The 19825-nt window shown below is 62.3% G+C and carries 24 protein-coding genes; 1 reads left to right on the top strand and 23 read right to left on the bottom strand.

Annotation, left to right across the window (positions count from 1 at the left end; genetic code table 11):
- Nucleotides 1-24: 24 nt before the first annotated feature.
- From rplR to rpsJ, 17 genes are all read right to left on the bottom strand, one after another.
- Nucleotides 25-408 (bottom strand): 50S ribosomal protein L18, encoded by a 384-nt coding sequence (rplR, locus tag AB4Y91_RS02855; RefSeq protein ID WP_018773674.1) that lies wholly within the window; start codon nucleotides 406-408, stop codon nucleotides 25-27.
- Nucleotides 409-410: 2 nt separating this feature from the next.
- Entirely contained in the window at nucleotides 411-947 is a 537-nt protein-coding gene (gene rplF / locus AB4Y91_RS02850) for a 50S ribosomal protein L6 (RefSeq protein ID WP_028269576.1), read from the bottom strand.
- Between the two features lie 18 nt (nucleotides 948-965).
- Nucleotides 966-1364 carry a 30S ribosomal protein S8 gene (gene rpsH, locus AB4Y91_RS02845; protein ID WP_056737814.1) on the bottom strand — a complete coding sequence of 133 codons (399 nt, stop codon included), beginning with the start codon at nucleotides 1362-1364 and terminating at the stop codon, nucleotides 966-968.
- A gap of 80 nt (nucleotides 1365-1444) precedes the next feature.
- Nucleotides 1445-2026, bottom strand: coding sequence for a 50S ribosomal protein L5 (gene rplE, locus AB4Y91_RS02840; RefSeq protein WP_056425240.1), 582 nt, complete (start codon nucleotides 2024-2026; stop codon nucleotides 1445-1447).
- Nucleotides 2026-2385 carry a 50S ribosomal protein L24 gene (gene rplX / locus AB4Y91_RS02835; protein ID WP_066436866.1) on the bottom strand — a complete coding sequence of 120 codons (360 nt, stop codon included), beginning with the start codon at nucleotides 2383-2385 and terminating at the stop codon, nucleotides 2026-2028. Before rplX ends, rplE begins: the two co-directional genes overlap by 1 nt.
- Nucleotides 2386-2388: 3 nt before the next feature.
- Nucleotides 2389-2757 (bottom strand): 50S ribosomal protein L14, encoded by a 369-nt coding sequence (gene rplN, locus AB4Y91_RS02830; protein WP_003803789.1) that lies wholly within the window; start codon nucleotides 2755-2757, stop codon nucleotides 2389-2391.
- A gap of 555 nt (nucleotides 2758-3312) precedes the next feature.
- Entirely contained in the window at nucleotides 3313-3621 is a 309-nt protein-coding gene (gene rpsQ, locus AB4Y91_RS02825; protein ID WP_056737811.1) for a 30S ribosomal protein S17, read from the bottom strand.
- Entirely contained in the window at nucleotides 3618-3947 is a 330-nt protein-coding gene (gene rpmC, locus AB4Y91_RS02820) for a 50S ribosomal protein L29 (RefSeq protein ID WP_011692802.1), read from the bottom strand. Before rpmC ends, rpsQ begins: the two co-directional genes overlap by 4 nt.
- A gap of 2 nt (nucleotides 3948-3949) precedes the next feature.
- Nucleotides 3950-4366 carry a 50S ribosomal protein L16 gene (gene rplP, locus AB4Y91_RS02815; RefSeq protein WP_138768571.1) on the bottom strand — a complete coding sequence of 139 codons (417 nt, stop codon included), beginning with the start codon at nucleotides 4364-4366 and terminating at the stop codon, nucleotides 3950-3952.
- Nucleotides 4367-5200: a 30S ribosomal protein S3 gene (gene rpsC, locus AB4Y91_RS02810; RefSeq protein WP_441417036.1), complete on the bottom strand. Its 834-nt coding sequence runs from the start codon at nucleotides 5198-5200 to the stop codon at nucleotides 4367-4369.
- Nucleotides 5201-5566, bottom strand: a complete 366-nt coding sequence (gene rplV / locus AB4Y91_RS02805) for a 50S ribosomal protein L22 (protein WP_003803798.1) — start codon at nucleotides 5564-5566, stop codon at nucleotides 5201-5203.
- A 38-nt stretch (nucleotides 5567-5604) separates the two neighbouring features.
- The gene (rpsS, locus tag AB4Y91_RS02800; RefSeq protein WP_018773666.1) at nucleotides 5605-5886 is read right to left on the bottom strand and encodes a 30S ribosomal protein S19; all 282 of its coding nucleotides are present in this window, start codon (nucleotides 5884-5886) and stop codon (nucleotides 5605-5607) included.
- Between the two features lie 12 nt (nucleotides 5887-5898).
- Nucleotides 5899-6738 (bottom strand): 50S ribosomal protein L2, encoded by an 840-nt coding sequence (rplB, locus tag AB4Y91_RS02795; protein ID WP_024366131.1) that lies wholly within the window; start codon nucleotides 6736-6738, stop codon nucleotides 5899-5901.
- Nucleotides 6739-6767: 29 nt separating this feature from the next.
- Nucleotides 6768-7073 (bottom strand): 50S ribosomal protein L23, encoded by a 306-nt coding sequence (rplW, locus tag AB4Y91_RS02790; RefSeq protein WP_018773664.1) that lies wholly within the window; start codon nucleotides 7071-7073, stop codon nucleotides 6768-6770.
- Nucleotides 7070-7690, bottom strand: a complete 621-nt coding sequence (rplD, locus tag AB4Y91_RS02785; protein WP_441417035.1) for a 50S ribosomal protein L4 — start codon at nucleotides 7688-7690, stop codon at nucleotides 7070-7072. Before rplD ends, rplW begins: the two co-directional genes overlap by 4 nt.
- 4 nt (nucleotides 7691-7694) lie before the next feature.
- Nucleotides 7695-8345, bottom strand: a complete 651-nt coding sequence (rplC, locus tag AB4Y91_RS02780; RefSeq protein WP_003803812.1) for a 50S ribosomal protein L3 — start codon at nucleotides 8343-8345, stop codon at nucleotides 7695-7697.
- A 17-nt stretch (nucleotides 8346-8362) separates the two neighbouring features.
- On the bottom strand, nucleotides 8363-8671 hold the full coding sequence (gene rpsJ / locus AB4Y91_RS02775; RefSeq protein WP_038464699.1) for a 30S ribosomal protein S10: 309 nt from the start codon (nucleotides 8669-8671) through the stop codon (nucleotides 8363-8365).
- A gap of 437 nt (nucleotides 8672-9108) precedes the next feature.
- On the opposite strand from rpsJ, the gene AB4Y91_RS02770 reads away from it, so the two are divergent.
- Nucleotides 9109-10548 (top strand): GH1 family beta-glucosidase, encoded by a 1440-nt coding sequence (locus AB4Y91_RS02770; protein ID WP_441417034.1) that lies wholly within the window; start codon nucleotides 9109-9111, stop codon nucleotides 10546-10548.
- Nucleotides 10549-10560: 12 nt separating this feature from the next.
- Here the strand turns inward: AB4Y91_RS02770 and AB4Y91_RS02765 are convergent, their stop codons facing one another.
- From AB4Y91_RS02765 to AB4Y91_RS02740, 6 genes are all read right to left on the bottom strand, one after another.
- Nucleotides 10561-10686: a hypothetical protein gene (locus AB4Y91_RS02765; protein WP_441417033.1), complete on the bottom strand. Its 126-nt coding sequence runs from the start codon at nucleotides 10684-10686 to the stop codon at nucleotides 10561-10563.
- A 141-nt stretch (nucleotides 10687-10827) separates the two neighbouring features.
- A complete protein-coding gene (gene tuf, locus AB4Y91_RS02760; protein WP_003803827.1) occupies nucleotides 10828-12018 on the bottom strand; it encodes an elongation factor Tu in 1191 nt (396 codons plus the stop codon).
- A 262-nt stretch (nucleotides 12019-12280) separates the two neighbouring features.
- Entirely contained in the window at nucleotides 12281-14395 is a 2115-nt protein-coding gene (gene fusA / locus AB4Y91_RS02755) for an elongation factor G (protein WP_138768566.1), read from the bottom strand.
- Between the two features lie 69 nt (nucleotides 14396-14464).
- Nucleotides 14465-14935: a 30S ribosomal protein S7 gene (rpsG, locus tag AB4Y91_RS02750; RefSeq protein ID WP_026531948.1), complete on the bottom strand. Its 471-nt coding sequence runs from the start codon at nucleotides 14933-14935 to the stop codon at nucleotides 14465-14467.
- A gap of 1 nt (nucleotide 14936) precedes the next feature.
- Nucleotides 14937-15311, bottom strand: a complete 375-nt coding sequence (gene rpsL / locus AB4Y91_RS02745; RefSeq protein ID WP_011692814.1) for a 30S ribosomal protein S12 — start codon at nucleotides 15309-15311, stop codon at nucleotides 14937-14939.
- A gap of 545 nt (nucleotides 15312-15856) precedes the next feature.
- On the bottom strand, nucleotides 15857-19756 hold the full coding sequence (locus AB4Y91_RS02740; RefSeq protein WP_441417032.1) for a DNA-directed RNA polymerase subunit beta': 3900 nt from the start codon (nucleotides 19754-19756) through the stop codon (nucleotides 15857-15859).
- Nucleotides 19757-19825: the final 69 nt, after the last annotated feature.

Genomic DNA, 19825 nt, shown 5'->3' with positions numbered 1-19825 from the left:
GAATGTCCTTTTCGTTATTTTCGGTCACAGTGCCAGCCCACCTTCACGTGCGCCGTCAGCGACGGCGGCGATCCGGCCGTGGTACTTGTTACCACCGCGGTCGAAGACAACAGCTTCGATACCGGCAGCCTTGGCGCGCTCGGCGACGAGCTCGCCAACGCGCTTGGCCTTGGCGGTCTTGTCACCGTCGAACGCACGAAGGTCGGCTTCCAGAGTGGACGCGCTCGCTACGGTCAGGCCCTTGGTGTCATCGACAACCTGGACGAATACGTGGCGTGCGGAACGGTTGACGACCAGACGCGGACGTACAGCCGTACCGGAGATGCGCTTGCGGATACGAAGCTGGCGGCGGCTGCGCTGGGCAGACTTGCTCTTGTTCGTACGCTTCTTGTTAATTGCGATGGCCATGGTTACTTACCAGCCTTTCCGACCTTGCGGCGGATGACTTCGCCGGCGTAGCGGATGCCCTTGCCCTTATAGGGGTCCGGCTTCCGCAGCTTGCGAATGTTGGCAGCAACCTCGCCGACCTGCTGCTTGGATATACCTGAAACAGAGAGCTTGGTCGGGGTCTCAACTGCAAAGGTGATGCCGTTCGGAGCCGAGACGTTGACCGGGTGGCTGTAGCCCAGAGCGAACTCAAGGTCAGAACCCTTGGCCTGGACGCGGTAACCGGTACCGACAATCTCAAGCTTCTTCTCGTAGCCTGCGGTAACGCCCTGGATCATGTTGGCGATCAGGGTGCGGGTCAGGCCGTGCAGCGAACGGGAGGCGCGCTCGTCGTTCGGGCGGGCGACAGTCAGGGTGCCATCTTCCAGGGTGACCTCGATCGGGCTGGCCACAGTGTGGCTCAGCTCGCCCTTGGAACCCTTGACGCTGACGACAGAGCCGTCAACCTTGACCTCAACGCCGGCAGGAACGGTGATGGGGAGACGTCCAATACGTGACATTATTCTCTTCCTTTCCCGTTACCAGACGTAAGCGAGGACTTCGCCGCCCACGCCCTTCTTGCCGGCCTGCTTGTCAGTCAGGAGGCCGGAAGAGGTGGACAGGATTGCGATACCCAGGCCACCCAGCACGTGCGGCAGGTTGGTGGACTTTGCGTAAACGCGCAGTCCCGGCTTGGAAATACGACGAACGCCAGCGATGGAACGCTCGCGGTTCGGACCGAACTTGAGCTCGAGGGTCAGCTTCTTGCCAACCTCCGCGTCTTCTTCCTTCCAGGAGGCGATGAAGCCTTCTGCCTTCAGGATGTCAGCAACGCGTGCCTTGAGCTTGCTGTAAGGCATAGACACGGAATCGTGGTATGCCGAGTTTGCATTGCGCAGACGCGTAAGCATATCTGCGACAGGATCTGTCATAGTCATGTGGGCTCTTGCCCTTCCTCATAACGGTTTCCGCTGTCCTGGAAACAAAGCCAGGCAGCCGGACCTTTTACGTAGCTAGATTAATCTTCGGTCTTGAACGGGAAGCCAAGCGCCTTGAGCAGCGCGCGGCCTTCGTCGTCGGTCTTGGCAGTGGTCACGACGGTGATGTCCATGCCGCGAACGCGGTCAATGGAATCCTGGTCGATCTCGTGGAACATAACCTGCTCGGTCAGACCGAAGGTGTAGTTGCCGTTGCCGTCGAACTGCTTGCCGCTGAGGCCCCGGAAGTCGCGGATACGCGGCAGTGCCAGCGTGACCAGACGGTCCAGGAATTCCCACATGCGGTCGCCACGCAGAGTTGCGTGCGCACCGATCGGCATGCCTTCGCGCAGCTTGAACTGTGCGATCGACTTGCGGGCCTTGGTTACCTGCGGCTTCTGGCCGGTGATCAGGGTCAGATCGCGGACAGCGCCGTCGATCAGCTTGGAGTCCTTAGCGGCATCTCCAACACCCATGTTCACAACGACCTTCACCAGACGGGGAACCTGGTTGACGTTCTCGTACTTGAATTCCTCAACGAGCGAGCTCTTGATGGAATCCGCGTACTTGGTCTTCAGACGAGGAACGATCTTGCTTGCCGGAGTCTCGAGAGTCTCAGTCATTAGATGTCCTTCCCTGAGCTCTTGGCCACGCGGACACGCACTTCACGCTTCACGCCATCGCGCTCAACGGTCTCGGTGCGGAAACCGACGCGGGTGGGCTTCTTGGTGGAGGGGTCAACCAGAGCCACGTTGGAGATGTGGATTGAAGCCTCAACGACCTCGATGCCACCGGTCTTGGTGCCGCGCTGCGACTGACCGACCTTGGTGTGCTTGGTTACGCGGTTAATGCCTTCAACCAACACGCGGTTGGTCTCCGGGAATACGCGCAGAACCTTGCCCTGCTTGCCACGGTCGCCGCCGCGCTCAGCCTTGGCGCCAGTGATGACCTGAACCAGGTCACCCTTTTTGATCTTAGCCATGGACTAGAGCACCTCCGGAGCCAGAGAAACGATCTTCATGAACTTCTTGTCGCGAAGTTCACGACCAACCGGTCCGAAGATACGGGTACCGCGGGGGTCACCGTCGTTCTTCAGGATCACAGCTGCGTTCTCGTCAAACTTGATGTAGGAACCATCCGCACGGCGGCGTTCCTTCTTGGTACGGACGATGACAGCCTTGACGACGTCGCCCTTCTTTACGTTGCCGCCCGGAATTGCGTCCTTGACGGTAGCGACGATCACGTCGCCAATGCCTGCGTAGCGACGGCCAGATCCACCGAGAACGCGAATGGTAAGGATTTCCTTAGCACCCGTGTTGTCGGCGACCTTGAGTCGCGACTCCTGCTGAATCACTATTTACTCCTTGCGTCGCGCCGGTTCTCAGACCGAAAATCTTCCTACGGAATGAGCCTTGCGGAACGGTTGATCGGGGTGTCTCTTGACCTGCCTGGATTTTGCCAGACCAGGCCTAAACGCCCGTGCCAAAAACAGTTGCTTCCCGGGAGCGCGAGGCGCGAGGGGGCACTATGCCGTGGCACGATTGTTTACGAGGTTGATGATGACGCACGAAAGGCGCCATACAAACTCAAAATCCTAGCACGTTTCCGGCGCATCCCCATATCACAGCTGCCGGCCCCCTGCCCACGGCGCGCGAAGGGACACTTAGTGGGCGCGGGCGGGGTGCGGCCGGCCCTCAGCGGCCGACGTCGTCGCTCACGGCAGTCTTTTGGCCCGCCTTCCGCCCCCTCCCCCGCGAACTGAGCCGGCCGGCGTCGGACACCCGCTGAAACTCTGCGCGGCGTGAGATGCCGGCGACGCCACAGGCCCCCGCCGGAAACGAGGAAACCCCCGCTCCCAGAAGGGAACGGGGGTTTCGGCGCAGATCCCCGGGCGGGGAAGCTGCAGGTGTTACTTGGCCTTCTCGAGGATCTCCACCAGGCGCCACCGCTTGGTAGCGGACAGCGGGCGGGTCTCGGCGAGGAGAACGAGGTCGCCGATGCCGGCGGAGTTCTCTTCGTCGTGAGCCTTGATCTTCGTGTTGCGGCGCATAACCTTGCCGTAGAGGGCGTGCTTCACGCGGTCTTCGACCTGGACAACGATGGTCTTTTCCATCTTGTCCGAGACGACATAGCCGCGCTTCGTCTTACGGTAACCGCGCTCGTCAGCCTTGGCTGCGTCGGAAACAGTTTCCGTCACGTTCTCGTCCTTTTCACTCACTTGGCGTCCTCCTCGGTCTCAACCGTTTCAGCCTTGTCAGCCTTCTTGGTTGCAGCCTTCTTGGACTTCTTTTCTTCCTTGGCTTCCACAACCGGTGCGGCAACCTCGGCACGAATGCCCAGCTCGCGCTCACGGAGAACGGTGTAGATGCGTGCGATGTCCTTCTTTACCGCGCGCAGACGACCGTGGTTCTCCAGCTGTCCGGTGGCGGACTGGAAACGCAGGTTGAACAGCTCTTCCTTGGCCTTGCGGAGTTCTTCAACGAGACGCTCGTTGTCGAAACCGTCCAGCTGTGCGGATGCAAGTTCCTTGGATCCTACTGCCATTTCTACTCACCACCTTCGCGACGCACAATGCGTGCCTTCAACGGCAGCTTGTGGATTGCCAGGCGCAGGGCCTCGCGAGCTACCTCTTCACTGACACCGGAGAGTTCGAAGAGAACCCGGCCCGGCTTGACGTTTGAGACCCACCATTCCGGAGAACCCTTACCGGAACCCATGCGGGTTTCGGCCGGCTTCTTCGTCAGCGGACGGTCCGGGTAGATGTTGATCCAGACCTTTCCGCCACGCTTGATGTGGCGGGTCATCGCGATACGGGCAGATTCGATCTGACGGTTCGTGACGTAGGCCGGGCTCAGAGCCTGGATACCCCACTCACCGAACGAGACCTCGGTGCCGCCCGTGGCAGCGCCGGAACGACCCGGGTGGTGCTGCTTACGGTGCTTTACTCGACGCGGGATAAGCATTTAAGCCTGTCCTCCTTCTACTGCCGGTGCAGCTGCTTCGACAGCCGGAGCGTCGGCAGCAGCGGGTGCAGCCTCGGCCGGGCGGTCGTTACGACGACGGCGGTCACCACGGTCAGCGCCACCCGGGCGGCCCGGACGATCGCTGGCACCACGGCCGCGGGACGGAGCAGCAGCTGCCTGCTGAGCCAGTTCCTTGGCGGTGACGTCACCCTTGTAGATCCAGACCTTCACGCCGATGCGGCCGAAGGTGGTCTTGGCCTCGTAGAAGCCGTAGTCGATGTTCGCGCGGAGGGTGTGCAGGGGCACACGGCCTTCGCGGTAGAACTCCGAGCGGGACATTTCTGCGCCACCCAGTCGACCCGAGCAAGCGATACGGATGCCCTTGGCACCAGCGCGCTGCGCGGACTGCATTGCCTTCTTCATCGCACGGCGGAAGGCCACGCGGGAAGTCAGCTGCTCTGCAACGCCCTGGGCAACAAGCTGGGCTTCCATCTCGGGGTTCTTGACCTCGAGGATGTTCAGCTGGACCTGCTTGCCGGTGAGCTTTTCGAGCTCGCCGCGGATGCGGTCTGCCTCGGCGCCGCGGCGGCCGATCACGATACCCGGACGTGCCGTGTGGATATCCACGCGGACACGGTCGCGGGTGCGCTCGATCTCAACCTTGGCGATGCCGGCGCGCTCCATGCCCGTGGACATGAGCTGGCGGATACGGATGTCTTCGCGAACGAAGTCCTTGTACCGCTGGCCGGCCTTGGTGCTGTCGGCGAACCAGTGCGATACGTGATCGGTGGTGATACCGAGTCGGAACCCGTGCGGGTTAACTTTCTGTCCCACTTAGCGAGCCTCCTCTTTCTCCGGGGTAGCGACTACCACGGTGATGTGGCTCGTGCGCTTCTTGATCTGAAATGCACGACCCTGGGCACGCGGCTGGAACCGCTTCATGGTCGGGCCTTCATCAACAAACGCTTCGCTGATGATGAGGTCACCTTCGTCAAACGCCACGCCGTCGCGGTCCGCGAGGACCCGGGCGTTGGAGATTGCCGACTGAACTACCTTGAATACCGGCTCAGAAGCTGCCTGCGGGGCAAACTTCAGAATTGCCAGAGCCTCGTTCGCTTGCTTACCACGAACAAGGTTGACGACGCGCCGGGCCTTCATAGGCGTTACGCGGATGTGACGCGCAATTGCCTTGGCTTCCATTGCTTTCCTTCTCTCGTCTTTGACGTAAGTGCAGGCGCCTAGCGGCGCTTGCCCTTACGGTCGTCCTTGACATGGCCGCGGAATGTCCGCGTGGGAGCGAATTCGCCGAGCTTGTGCCCGACCATCGACTCAGTGACAAACACCGGGATGTGCTTGCGTCCGTCGTGCACGGCGATCGTGTGGCCGAGCATGTCGGGGACGATCATCGAACGGCGGGACCAGGTCTTGATGACGTTCTTGGTGCCCTTTTCGTTTTCCCTGGCTACCTTCACAAAGAGGTGCTGGTCAACGAAAGGACCTTTTTTCAGGCTGCGTGGCATGTGTCCAGGCTCCTATCGCTTGTTCTTGCCAGTACGACGGCGACGAACAATAAGCTTGTCGCTCTCTTTGTTGGGACGGCGGGTGCGGCCTTCGCGCTTACCGTTCGGGTTGACGGGGTGACGTCCACCGGACGTCTTACCCTCGCCACCACCGTGCGGGTGGTCGACCGGGTTCATGGCGACACCACGGACGGTCGGGCGGACGCCCTTCCAGCGCATACGGCCGGCCTTACCCCAGTTGATGTTCGACTGCTCGGCGTTGCCGACCTCGCCGACGGTTGCGCGGCAGCGCACGTCAACGTTGCGGATTTCGCCGGAAGGCAGACGCAGCTGGGCGAAACGGCCTTCCTTTGCAACGAGCTGGATCGATGCGCCGGCGGAGCGGCCCATCTTGGCGCCGCCACCCGGGCGCAGTTCAACTGCGTGGATTACGGTGCCGACCGGGATGTTGCGCAGCGGCAGGTTGTTGCCGGGCTTGATGTCAGCGTCGGCACCTGCTTCCACGGTGTCACCCTGGGCCAGCTTGTTCGGGGCGATGATGTAACGCTTGGTGCCATCAACGTAGTGCAGGAGGGCGATGCGAGCCGTGCGGTTCGGATCGTACTCGATTTCGGCAACGCGGGCGTTGACGCCGTCCTTGTCGTGACGACGGAAGTCGATCAGACGGTACTGGCGCTTGTGGCCACCACCCTTGTGACGGGTCGTGATCTTACCGGTGTTGTTACGGCCACCCTTTTTCGGGAGGGGACGTACCAACGACTTTTCCGGCGTCGACCGCGTGATTTCGGTGAAGTCCGCTACGCTCGAGCCACGACGGCCCGGGGTAGTCGGCTTGTACTTACGGATTCCCATAATTTATTTCCTCGTTAAAGTGGTCTCCGCTACGAGAGCGGACCGCCGAAGATGTCGATAGTGCCTTCTTTGAGGCTCACAATGGCACGCTTGGTGTTCTTGCGGGTACCCCATCCGAATTTGGTGCGCTTGCGCTTACCGGCACGGTTGATGGTGTTGATCGATTCGACCTTGACGGAGAAAATCTTCTCCACGGCCAGCTTGATCTCGGTCTTGTTCGAGCGGGGGTCCACCAGGAAGGTGTACTTGCCCTCGTCGATCAGGCCGTAGCTCTTTTCCGAAACGACGGGTGCAAGCACGACGTCGCGCGGGTCTTTGATGGTGGCTGCGCTCACTTGGCATCCTCCTCGTTCTTTGCAGCCTTGTCAGCAACGAATGCTTCGTAGGCAGCCTTGGTGAAGACTACGTCGTCAGAAACGAGCACGTCGTAGGTGTTCAGCTGGTCTGCGTACAGAACGTGAACATCCTGGAGGTTGCGCACGGAGAGTGCAGCAACATCGTTGGCGCGGTCGATGACAACGAGCAGGTTCTTGCGCTCGGAGACGCCACGCAGCGTTGCCAGTGCGTCACGGGAAGACGGCTTGGTGCCTTCGACCAGATCAGCAACGACGTGGATGCGGCCGTTACGGGCGCGGTCAGAGAGAGCGCCGCGCAGTGCAGCAGCAATCATCTTCTTGGGGGTGCGCTGGCTGTAGTCACGCGGCGTGGGGCCGTGGACGATGCCACCACCGGTCATGTGAGGAGCACGGATTGAACCCTGACGGGCGCGGCCGGTGCCCTTCTGCTTGAACGGCTTGCGACCGGCGCCGGAAACTTCGGCGCGGGTCTTGGTCTTGTGGGTACCCTGGCGAGCAGCAGCGAGCTGTGCAACGACGACCTGGTGCAGCAGCGGCACGTTGGTCTGTACGTCGAAGATCTCTGCAGGCAGGTCAACCTTGACAGTGCTAGTCATTGAACTAGGCTCCCTTCACGGCGGTGCGTACGAGTACGACCTGGCCGCGGGCGCCGGGGACGGCACCCTTGATCAGGAGCAGCGACTTCTCGACGTCAACCGCGTGGACCGTGAGGTTCAGCGTGGTGTGACGAACGGCGCCCATGCGGCCGGCCATTTTCATGCCCTTGAAGACGCGGCTCGGGGTGGATGCGCCACCGATAGAACCGGGCTTACGGTGGTTCTTGTGGGCACCGTGGGAAGCTCCAACGCCGTGGAAGCCGTGACGCTTCATAACACCGGCGAAGCCCTTACCCTTGGTGGTGCCAACGACGTCGATCTTCTGGCCGGCTTCGAAGAGCTCTACGGAGAGCTCCTGGCCCAGCTCGTAAGAGTCAGCATCTGCAGTGCGCAGTTCTACGACGTGGCGGCGAGGCGTGACGCCTGCCTTTTCAAAGTGACCAGCCAGCGGCTTGGTGACCTTGCGGGGGTCGATCTGGCCGTAGCCGATCTGAACGGCGACGTAGCCATCAGTCTCTGCATTGCGCAGCTGCGTGATGACGTTCGAGTCAGCCTGGACCACAGTGACGGGGATGAGCTTGTTGTTCTCGTCCCAGACCTGGGTCATGCCGAGCTTCGTGCCCAGCAGGCCCTTTACGTTACGGGTTGCGGTCATAGTCTCTCAGCACCTCCCTACAGCTTGATTTCGATGTTCACGTCGGCCGGCAGGTCGAGACGCATGAGCGAATCAACAGCCTTGGGCGTGGGATCGATGATGTCGATAAGACGCTTGTGCGTGCGCATTTCAAAGTGCTCGCGGCTGTCCTTGTACTTGTGCGGAGAGCGGATTACGCAGTAGATGTTCTTCTCCGTCGGCAGCGGCACGGGGCCAACTACAGTTGCGCCTGCGCGCGTGACCGTCTCAACGATCTTCCGTGCTGAAACGTCAATGACCTCGTGGTCATATGACTTCAGCCGGATGCGGATTTTTTGTCCCGCCATGTCGCCTGACTCTCTTTCAGTCTGTGCTTCCCCTGTTTAGGGCTGCCCTGTTTACTTACTCGTTGTGTGGCTGCCGAAGCATTTGAAGTCGTAACTACCACCCGCCGCACAAGCTGAATCCGGATGAATCCGGGTTCCTCAACCTGCCGGCGCAACCGACCCCCGCGGTCGGGCGTGTCGCGCTTTGCACGCGTACTCGTCCGCAGTTCCTTGGGAAGTGGGTTATGTTTGGGCTCTTACTTGGACCCTGGCACCCGGCATTATCCGGATCGGGACGCGAAAGAGCGCTTGAACAACTCATCTAGTATGCCGGAATTAATCGGCAGAAGCGAATCAGCGCCGACAGGACCTGCCCCTGGCTCCCCGCTCCTCTCGACTCTTGGTCCTGCCGGCGCCCGGTCATTGCCTTCAGCAACGGTCGATACGAAGATAGGGGCATGACCGTGCAGGATTCCCCCGCCGTCCAGGCCCTCGCTGCCAAGCTGCGGCCGGGCTTCATGCTGGGGGTGGCCTCCGCCGCCTTCCAAATCGAAGGTGCCCTCGCAGCCGGGGGGCGAGGACCCTCAGGCTGGGACGCCTTTGCCGAGAAGCCCGGCAGCATCCAGGACGGGCACTCCCCCGCCGTCGCCTGCGATCACTACAACCGTACGGACGAGGACGTCCGGTTGATGCGCGAGCTGGGCATCGATTCCTACCGGTTCTCGATTTCCTGGCCGCGGATCCAGCCGGACGGCACGGGCCCGTTCAACGCCGAGGGCCTCGACTTCTACGACCGGCTGATCGACCGGCTCCTCGAGGCCGGAATCTCGCCGATGGCCACGCTGTACCACTGGGACACCCCGCTTCCGTTGGAGCACCGCGGAGGCTGGATGAACCGGACGACGGCGGAACGCTTCGCCGACTACAGCGCCGCCGCCGGCGCCCGGTTCGGGGACCGGGTGACCCAGTGGGTGACGTTGAACGAACCGGCCTCCGTCACCCTCAACGGCTATGCCCTCGGCGTGCATGCGCCCGGCCACGACCTGCTCTTCGACGCCCTGCCGTCGGTGCACCACCAGCTCCTGGCCCACGGACTCGCGGTCCAGGCCCTGCGGGCCGAGGGCGTTACCGGGGCGGTCGGCGTCACCAACCTGCACTCCCCCGTCCGGCCGGCCACCGGGTCCGTCACGGACAAGCTGCTGGCGAAGGTCTTCGATCTGGCACTGAACCGGATCTACGCCGATCCGATCCTGTTGGGGACCTATCCGAAACCGCCGCTGCTGGCCAGGCCCTGGTTCCGTGCCCTCGCCAGGATCTCCGACGCGGACCTGCGCAATATCCACCAGCCGCTGGATTTCTACGGGGTGAACTACTACTACCCGGTGAAGGTGGCCACCGGCCGCGGCCCCGCGGACAGCCCGGTCGGCTCAGCGGAGGCGATGGTGAAACTGCCGTTCCACTTTGCCGCATTCCCGGAGTATGAAACCACCGGCTTCGGCTGGCCGGTGGCGCCGGACCACCTGGGTCCGCTGCTTCGGGAAATGAAGGACCGGTACGGCGAGGCCCTCCCCCCGCTCTACATCACCGAGAGCGGAGCGAGCTTCCCGGAACCGGACCATGTGGACGGGCCGATCGCTGACGCGGGCCGGATCAGCTACCTCGCCGACCATCTGGGCCACGCACTCGCCGCGACGGCCCCCGGCGGCATCGCCGACGACGTCGAACTCCTGGGCTACTACGTGTGGACGCTGATGGACAACTTCGAATGGGCGGCCGGCTACTCCCAGCGCTTCGGCCTGGTCCACGTCGACTTCGACACCCAGGCGCGGACCCCCAAGGAGTCCTTCTATTGGTACCAGGCCCTCAGCAGGGCCAGGCAGGACCAGTCCGCGCGCTAGATCACTGCCCCGCTACTTGTTCTTGTTGGCGCGGTCGATGCGTTTTGCACGCTCGATCTCGTGCCGGAAGTATTTCTTGGCCCACAGCCCGCCACCGACGCCGGCGGCAATTACCACCAGGAAAATGATCCATTCCATGCCGGTCTCCTCTCTTCACCTGCAACCGTAGCAGGAACTTAAAAGGAACAGCCCCGCTGCAGTGCAGCGGGGCTGTTCCTTTTCGTCACGGAGGCCGCCAGGCGGCCGCCGATCAGGAGTTCAAGCTCGGATCAGCAAGGACTACTTGATGATCTTGGTGACGCGTCCCGAACCAACGGTGCGGCCGCCTTCGCGGATTGCGAAGCCGAGGCCCTCTTCCATTGCGATCGGCTGGATGAGCGCAACGGTCATCTCAGTGTTGTCGCCGGGCATAACCATTTCCGTGCCTTCCGGCAGGGTGATAACGCCGGTTACGTCCGTGGTGCGGAAGTAGAACTGCGGGCGGTAGTTGGAGTAGAACGGGTTGTGACGTCCGCCTTCGTCCTTGGAGAGGATGTAGACGTTAGCCTCGAAGTCGGTGTGCGGGGTGATGGAACCCGGCTTGACGACAACCTGGCCACGCTCGACATCGTCGCGCTTCAGACCGCGGAGCAGGAGGCCACAGTTCTCGCCGGCCCATGCTTCGTCGAGCTGCTTGTGGAACATCTCGATACCGGTAACCGTGGTCTTCTGGACCGGGCGGATGCCGACGATCTCGACCTCAGAGTTGATCGCGAGGGTTCCACGCTCGGCGCGGCCCGTAACAACGGTGCCACGGCCGGTGATCGTGAAGACGTCTTCGATCGGCATCAGGAACGGCTTGTCACGGTCACGTACCGGGTCCGGAACGGACTCGTCGACAGCAGCCATCAGGTCCTCAACGGACTTGACCCACTCCGGGTCGCCTTCCAGAGCCTTCAGGCCCGAAACGCGGACAACCGGTGCTTCGTCGCCATCGAAGCCCTGCGAGCTCAGGAGCTCACGAACTTCCATTTCGACGAGGTCGAGGAGTTCCTCGTCATCGACCATGTCAGCCTTGTTCAGTGCCACCAGCAGGTAGGGAACACCAACCTGGCGGGCGAGCAGAACGTGCTCGCGGGTCTGGGCCATCGGGCCGTCAGTGGCGGCAACCACGAGGATTGCACCGTCCATCTGAGCAGCGCCGGTGATCATGTTCTTGATGTAGTCAGCGTGACCCGGAGCGTCTACGTGTGCGTAGTGGCGCTTCTCGGTCTGGTACTCAACGTGGGAGATGTTGATGGTAATGCCGCGCTGACGCTCTTCGGGTGCAGAGTCAATCGACGCGAAGTCACGCTTCTCGTTGAGAGTCGGGTACTTGTCGTACAGCACCTTGGAAATGGCGGCCGTCAGCGTCGTCTTACCGTGGTCAACGTGACCAATGGTACCGATGTTAACGTGCGGCTTAGTCCGCTCGAACTTTGCCTTTGCCACAGGTTCCTCCTAGAACGTTTTCAAATGACTTACCCTTCGACCGCGCTTGTCGCGGCTGAAACTCCAGTAAGTCTACTTGGGGGGCTTTGGATTGGTGAAATTGCAGATTCAGGAACTAATACTAGTCCCTCGAGCCTGTTCGTGCTGGCGGCCGGTGCCCGGCTGGACTGCGTCCGACCGGGGCCGGCCGCCAGCACCAGGTGAATCTCCTATTGAGGAAACGCACCCGAGTGTTTTCGCTGCTGCGGGAAGTCCTTGCGGACTACTCGCCGCGGCTCTTCTGGATGATCTCGTCGGCAACTGCCTTCGGGACCTCGGCGTAGCTGTTGAACGTCATGGAGTACACAGCGCGGCCCTGGGTCTTCGAACGCAGGTCACCGATGTAGCCGAACATGCCGGACAGCGGGACGTGCGCGCGAATGACCTTGACGCCCTGGGCATCTTCCATGGACTGCATCTGGCCACGGCGGGAGTTGAGGTCACCGATAACTTCACCCATGTATTCCTCAGGGGTGCGGACCTCGACATCCATCAGCGGTTCAAGCAGGACGGGGTTCGCCTTGCGTGCGGCTTCCTTGAAAGCCATACGGCCGGCGATCTTGAACGCCATTTCCGAGGAGTCAACATCGTGGTAAGCGCCGTCAATCAGCGTCGCCTTGATGCCGACAACCGGGTATCCGGCCAGGACGCCGTCGTTCAGCGCATCCTGGATACCAGCGTCAACGGACGGGATGTATTCGCGCGGAACGCGGCCACCGGTGACCTTGTTCTCGAACTGGTACATCTCGCCTTCGGACGTGTCCAGCGGCTCGATGGCGATCTGGATCTTTGCGAACTGGCCCGAACCACCGGTCTGCTTCTTGTGCGTGTAGTCGTGACGCTCTACAGCACGCTTGATGGTTTCGCGGTAGGCAACCTGGGGCTTGCCCACGTTTGCCTCGACCTTGAATTCGCGGCGCATGCGGTCCACCAGGATGTCCAGGTGGAGCTCGCCCATGCCGGCGATGATGGTCTGGCCGGTGTCTTCGTTGAGGGAGACCTGGAAGGTCGGGTCCTCAGCGGAGAGCTTCTGGATGGCCGTGGAGAGCTTCTCCTGGTCGCCCTTGGTGTTCGGCTCGATCGCGACCGAGATCACGGGCTCCGGGAAGCTCATGGACTCGAGGACGATCTGGTTCGAAGAATCGCACAGGGTGTCGCCCGTGGTGGTGTCCTTCAGGCCGATCGCTGCGTAGATGTGGCCAGCGGTAGCGCCGTCAACCGGCATTTCCTTGTTGGCGTGCATCTGGAACAGCTTGCCGATGCGCTCCTTCTTGCCCTTGGTGGAGTTGACCACCTGTGCGCCTGCTTCCACGTGACCGGAGTACACGCGGATGAAGGTGAGCTGGCCGAAGAAGGGGTGCGCGGCGATCTTGAACGCCAGTGCGGAGAACGGCTCGTCAGCGGAAGGCTTACGGGTCAGTTCCTTCTCTTCGTCGCGAGGATCGTGACCGATCATCGGGGGGACGTCGAGCGGGTTCGGCAGGTAGTCCACGACGGCGTCGAGCATCGGCTGGACGCCGCGGTTCTTGAACGCGGAACCACAGAAGACCGGGTAGAGCTCGGAGTTGATCGTCATCTTGCGGATGCCGGCCTTGAGCTCGTCGATCGAAATCTCTTCGCCCTCGAGGTACTTCTCCATGAGCTCTTCGGAGGACTCTGCAACGGTCTCAACGAGCGTTGCGCGGTACTCTTCGGCCTTTTCCTTGAGGTCAGCCGGGATCTCCTGGATCTCGTACTTGGCACCCATGGTGACGTCACCCTTGGAGTCGCCGGGCCAGACCAGTGCACGCATGTACAGCAGGTCGACGACGCCGATGAAGTCGTTCTCGGCGCCGATCGGCAGCTGCATGACGAGCGGCTTGGCACCGAGGCGGCTGACGATGGTGTCGACGGTGAAGTAGAAGTCAGCGCCGAGCTTGTCCATCTTGTTGACGAAGCAGATGCGCGGGACGTTGTACTTGTCGGCCTGGCGCCAAACAGTCTCGGACTGCGGCTCCACACCTTCCTTGCCGTCGAACACGGCGACTGCACCGTCGAGGACGCGCAGGGAGCGCTCAACCTCAACCGTGAAGTCAACGTGGCCGGGGGTGTCAATGATGTTGATCTGGTTGTTTTCCCAGAAGCAGGTCACGGCGGCAGACGTGATGGTGATGCCGCGTTCCTTCTCCTGTTCCATCCAGTCGGTGGTCGACGCGCCGTCGTGCGTTTCGCCGATCTTGTGGTTCACACCCGTGTAGAACAGGATGCGCTCGGTAGTAGTGGTCTTGCCGGCATCAATGTGGGCCATGATGCCGATATTGCGGACCTTGCTAAGGTCGGTAAGCACGTCCTGTGCCACGGTGTCTCCCTTTCGGATGGACTGCACGTTCGCCGCCGACTCGGTTGAGCCGGCGGCGTCCGGGAAGTATTACCAGCGGTAGTGTGCGAAGGCCTTGTTGGACTCGGCCATCTTGTGGGTGTCTTCGCGACGCTTCACAGCGGCTCCGAGACCGTTCGAGGCATCCAGGATTTCGTTCTGGAGGCGCTCGGTCATCGTCTTTTCGCGGCGGGCCTTGGAGTAGCCAACCAGCCAGCGGAGGGCGAGGGCCGTGGAACGGCCCGGCTTGACCTCGACGGGAACCTGGTAGGTGGCGCCACCGACGCGGCGGGAGCGGACCTCGAGGGAAGGCTTGACGTTGTCCATGGCCTTCTTGAGGGCTGCAACCGGGTCGCCGCCGGACTTGGCGCGCGCGCCTTCGAGTGCACCGTAGACGATGCGCTCTGCGGTGGACTTCTTGCCGTCAACCAGCACCTTGTTGATCAGCTGAGTGACCAGCGGGGAGCCGTAAACGGGATCTAGTACTAGCGGCCGCTTGGGGGCCGGACCCTTGCGAGGCATATTACTTCTTCTCCATCTTTGCGCCGTAGCGGCTGCGGGCCTGCTTACGGTTCTTCACACCCTGGGTATCGAGGGCGCCACGGACGATCTTGTAACGGACACCCGGAAGGTCCTTAACACGGCCGCCACGGACGAGCACAATGGAGTGCTCCTGCAGGTTGTGGCCAACACCGGGAATGTAGGCGGTGACTTCAACGCCGCCGTTGAGGCGCACGCGGGCAACCTTACGGAGAGCCGAGTTCGGCTTCTTCGGGGTCGTCGTGTAAACGCGGGTGCAGACACCGCGGCGCATGGGGCTGCCGTTAAGCGCGGGAGCCTTGGTCTTCTTGACCTTAGGCGTGCGGCCCTTGCGGACCAGCTGGTTAATCGTAGGCACTCTCGTGTTCTCCGTTTTATCCGGAGCGGTCGTTGACGGCCGCTCTCTTGTCGCTTCGCCTCGCCGCTCGAGCTTTGAAGTTCTCTCCAGAGCAGCTGAGGCGAAGCCTTAATAGTCGGACCGCATACCGGGCCTCCGGACTCTCATCCTGGACTGCCCCTAGGCATGCGAAAATGTGGCATACGTTGCACAAGAACCCTGCAAACCGGAAACGTCGTCCTGATTGAACCTTTCGGCTGCAACCGGCGCACTCATCCACTGCCACAATAACAATTAGTCTCAAGTCTAACACGGACGGCCCCCAGCCCTTAATCGGCGGGCTTTCGGGCCCATCCGCCGCCGGCCGCCTCCCGCCGTCGAGTGCTGAGATACGGCCGTTCCGGAGCCCGAAAAGGGCGGCATCGGAGCAACCGACTGACCAAGGGCCGGAGGCGCTGGCACCGGGGACGCGGCAGGCTGCGGGTTAAACGGGGATGGTCCCGCACCTTGCGGTGCGGGACCATCCCTGGCAGAGCTACGACGGCCCGGAGGGGCCGCCGTGGCGGTTAGCGGAAGTCGCTGCCCAGATCGTAGTCATCCAGCGGGATGGCGTGGAACTCAGGAGCTCCGTCGCCGCCCAGGGAGTCGTAGGAGAAGTCGCTGAACGCGCTCGGGCCGGTGAACAGATTGGCCTTCGCTTCTTCAGTCGGCTCCACCGTGACCTCGGTGTAGCGCGGGAGACCCGTGCCGGCCGGGATGAGCTTACCGATGATGACATTTTCCTTGAGGCCGAGCAGCGGATCGCTCTTGCCTTCCATGGCCGCCTGCGTCAGGACGCGGGTGGTCTCCTGGAAGGAAGCTGCGGACAGCCAGGACTCGGTCGCCAGGGACGCCTTGGTGATACCCATGAGCTCGGGACGGCCGGAGGCCGGCGTCTTGCCCTCGGAGACCACGCGGCGGTTGGCATCCTCGAAGCGGCTGCGCTCGGCGAGCTCGCCGGGCAGCAGATCCGATTCACCGGACTCGATGACCGTGACGCGGCGCAGCATCTGGCGGACGATAACCTCGACGTGCTTGTCGTGGATACCGATGCCCTGGCTGCGGTACACGCCCTGGACTTCGTCAACCAGGAACTTCTGCGCGGCACGGGGGCCCATGATGCGCAGAACCTGCTTGGGGTCGACCGGACCGTTGATGAGCTTCTGTCCGACACTGACGTGCTCGCCGTCTTCGATGAGAAGACGTGAACGGCGCAGCACCGGGTAGGCGATCTCTTCGGACCCGTCATCCGGGGTGATGACCAGGCGCATCTGGCGCTCGGACTCTTCGATGGTGATGCGGCCGGCTGCTTCAGCAATCGGTGCGACACCCTTCGGAGTACGGGCTTCGAAGAGCTCCTGGATACGGGGCAGACCCTGGGTGATGTCGTCGCCACCGCCGGCGGAGACAGCACCACCGGTGTGGAAGGTACGCATGGTCAGCTGGGTACCCGGCTCACCGATGGACTGTGCGGCGATGATGCCCACGGCCTCGCCGATGTCCACGGTCTTGCCGGTGGCCAGCGAACGGCCGTAGCACAGGGCGCAGGTGCCGACGCTGGACTCACAGGTGAGTACGGAGCGGACCTTGACCTCGGTAATGCCGGCTGCGAACAGTTCGGCAATGACGACGTCGCCGCAGTCAGTGCCGGCCGCCGCCAGGACCTTGCCCTTGGCGTCAACGACGTCCACGGCCAGGGTGCGGGCGTACGCGCTGTTCTCGACGTTTTCGTCCAGGACCAGCTCGCCGTTGGCGTCAGCCACCGCGATCGGGGTAACGAGGCCGCGTTCGGTGCCGCAGTCCTCTTCACGGACGATGACGTCCTGCGAAACATCCACCAGACGACGGGTCAGGTAACCCGAGTTGGCGGTACGCAGTGCGGTATCGGCCAGACCCTTACGGGCACCGTGCGTGGCGATGAAGTATTCCAGCACCGACAGGCCCTCGCGGTAGGAGGACTTGATCGGACGCGGGATGATCTCGCCCTTCGGGTTGGCCACCAGGCCACGGATACCCGCGATCTGACGGACCTGCATCCAGTTACCACGGGCACCGGAGGACACCATGCGGTTGATGGTGTTCATCGGGGACAGGCTGTCACGCATCGCCTGGGCGATCTCGTTCGTTGCCTTGTTCCAGATCTCGATCAGTTCCTGGCGACGCTCGTCGTCGTCGATCAGGCCCTTGTCGTACTGGCCCTGGATCTTGGCGGCCATGGTCTCGTAACCGGCGAGGATCTGCGGCTTGTCCGTGGGCACCTCGATGTCCGAGATGGCGACCGTGACGCCCGAGCGGGTTGCCCAGTAGAAACCGGCGTCCTTCAGGTTGTCCAGCGTTGCCGCCGTGACGACCTTCGGGTAGCGCTCGGCGAGGTCGTTGACGATCCGGGACAGCTCGCCCTTGTCGGCAACAGCCTCAACCCACGGGTAGTCCGCGGGCAGCGTCTGGTTGAAGATGACCTGGCCGAGGGAGGTTTCGACCAGTGCGGTCTGACCCGGCTCCCAGCCTTCGGGAGCTTCCCAGCCGGCGTAAGGAACGAAGTCCTCGAGCCGGATCTTGACCTTGGAGTTCAGGTGCAGCTCGTGCAGGTCGAACGCCATGATGGCTTCCGAAACGGAGGAGAAGATCCGGCCTTCGCCAGCTGAACCGACACGCTTGGTGGTCAGGTGGTAGAGACCGATGATCATATCCTGCGAGGGCAGGGTCACCGGGCGGCCGTCGGACGGCTTCAGGATGTTGTTCGAGGACAGCATCAGGATCCGGGCTTCGGCCTGGGCTTCGGGGCTCAGCGGCAGGTGGACTGCCATCTGGTCGCCGTCGAAGTCGGCGTTGAAGGCGCCACAAACCAGCGGGTGGAGCTGGATTGCCTTGCCTTCAACAAGCTGCGGCTCGAACGCCTGGATGCCGAGACGGTGCAGGGTAGGTGCACGGTTCAGCAGCACGGGGTGCTCGGTGATGATCTCTTCGAGCACGTCCCAGACCTGCGGGCGGTAGCGCTCGACCATGCGCTTGGCCGACTTGATGTTCTGTGCGTGGTTGAGGTCAACCAGGCGCTTCATCACGAACGGCTTGAAGAGCTCCAGTGCCATCTGCTTCGGCAGGCCACACTGGTGCAGCTTAAGCTGCGGGCCGACGACGATCACGGAACGGCCCGAGTAGTCGACGCGCTTACCCAGGAGGTTCTGGCGGAAACGACCCTGCTTGCCCTTGAGCATGTCGCTCAGGGACTTCAGCGGGCGGTTGCCCGGTCCGGTGACCGGACGGCCGCGGCGACCGTTGTCGAAGAGGCTGTCAACAGCTTCCTGAAGCATGCGCTTCTCGTTGTTGACGATGATCTCCGGGGCACCGAGGTCAAGCAGGCGCTTGAGGCGGTTGTTGCGGTTGATCACGCGGCGGTACAGGTCGTTGAGGTCGGAGGTCGCGAAGCGGCCACCGTCCAGCTGGACCATCGGACGCAGTTCCGGCGGGATCACCGGGACGGCGTCCAGCACCATGCCGAGCGGGCTGTTGTTGGTGGTCAGGAACGCGTTGACCACCTTGAGCCGCTTCAGGGCGCGGGTCTTGCGCTGGCCCTTGCCGTTGGCGATGATGTCGCGCAGCAGGTCCGACTCGGCCTGCATGTCGAAGCTCTCAAGACGCTTCTTGATGGCCTCGGCACCCATGGAGCCTTCGAAGAACATGCCGTAGCGGTCACGCAGTTCGCGGTACAGGCCCTCGTCACCTTCGAGGTCGGCGACCTTGAGGTTCTTGAAGCGGTCCCAGACCTGCTCGAGGCGCTCGATCTCAGCATCCGCGCGCTTGCGGACGTTGGCCATCTGGCGGTCGGCGGAGTCGCGGGCCTTCTTCTTGTCGGCGGCCTTGGCACCTTCACCCTCGAGCCGCGCGATCTCGTTTTCGAGGTCGCGGGCGATCGTGGCGATGTCGGAGTCGCGGTTGTCGATCAGCTGCTTCTTCTCGATGTCGTGCTCAACCTGGAGGTTGGGCAGTTCCTCGTGACGGGCATAAGCGTCGACGCTGGTGATCATGTAGGCGGCGAAGTAGATGACCTTTTCGAGGTCCTTCGGCGCCAGGTCAAGGAGGTAGCCCAGGCGGGACGGGACACCCTTGAAGTACCAGATGTGCGTGACCGGGGCGGCCAGCTCGATGTGGCCCATGCGCTCACGGCGCACCTTGGCACGGGTGACCTCAACGCCACACCGCTCGCAGATGATGCCCTTGAAGCGCACGCGCTTGTACTTACCGCAGTAGCATTCCCAGTCGCGGGACGGGCCGAAGATCTTCTCGCAGAAGAGGCCGTCCTTCTCGGGCTTGAGCGTGCGGTAGTTGATGGTTTCCGGCTTCTTAACCTCGCCGTAAGACCAGCCACGGATGTCTTCCGCGGTGGCGAGGCCGATCTGCATGAGGCCGAAGGAGGATTCGCTGGACATATGGTCCCTGTTCTCTCTTGTTCTCTAAATTCTGAAGTCTTGGGTTACGGGAAGAGGGAGGTGGCGCCG

The sequence above is a fragment of the Arthrobacter sp. YAF16 genome (assembly GCF_052113385.1).
GTDB lineage: Bacteria > Actinomycetota > Actinomycetes > Actinomycetales > Micrococcaceae > Arthrobacter.
The sequence above is the reverse complement of the archived record's forward strand: the minus strand, read 5'-3'. Positions and strand labels throughout refer to the sequence as shown.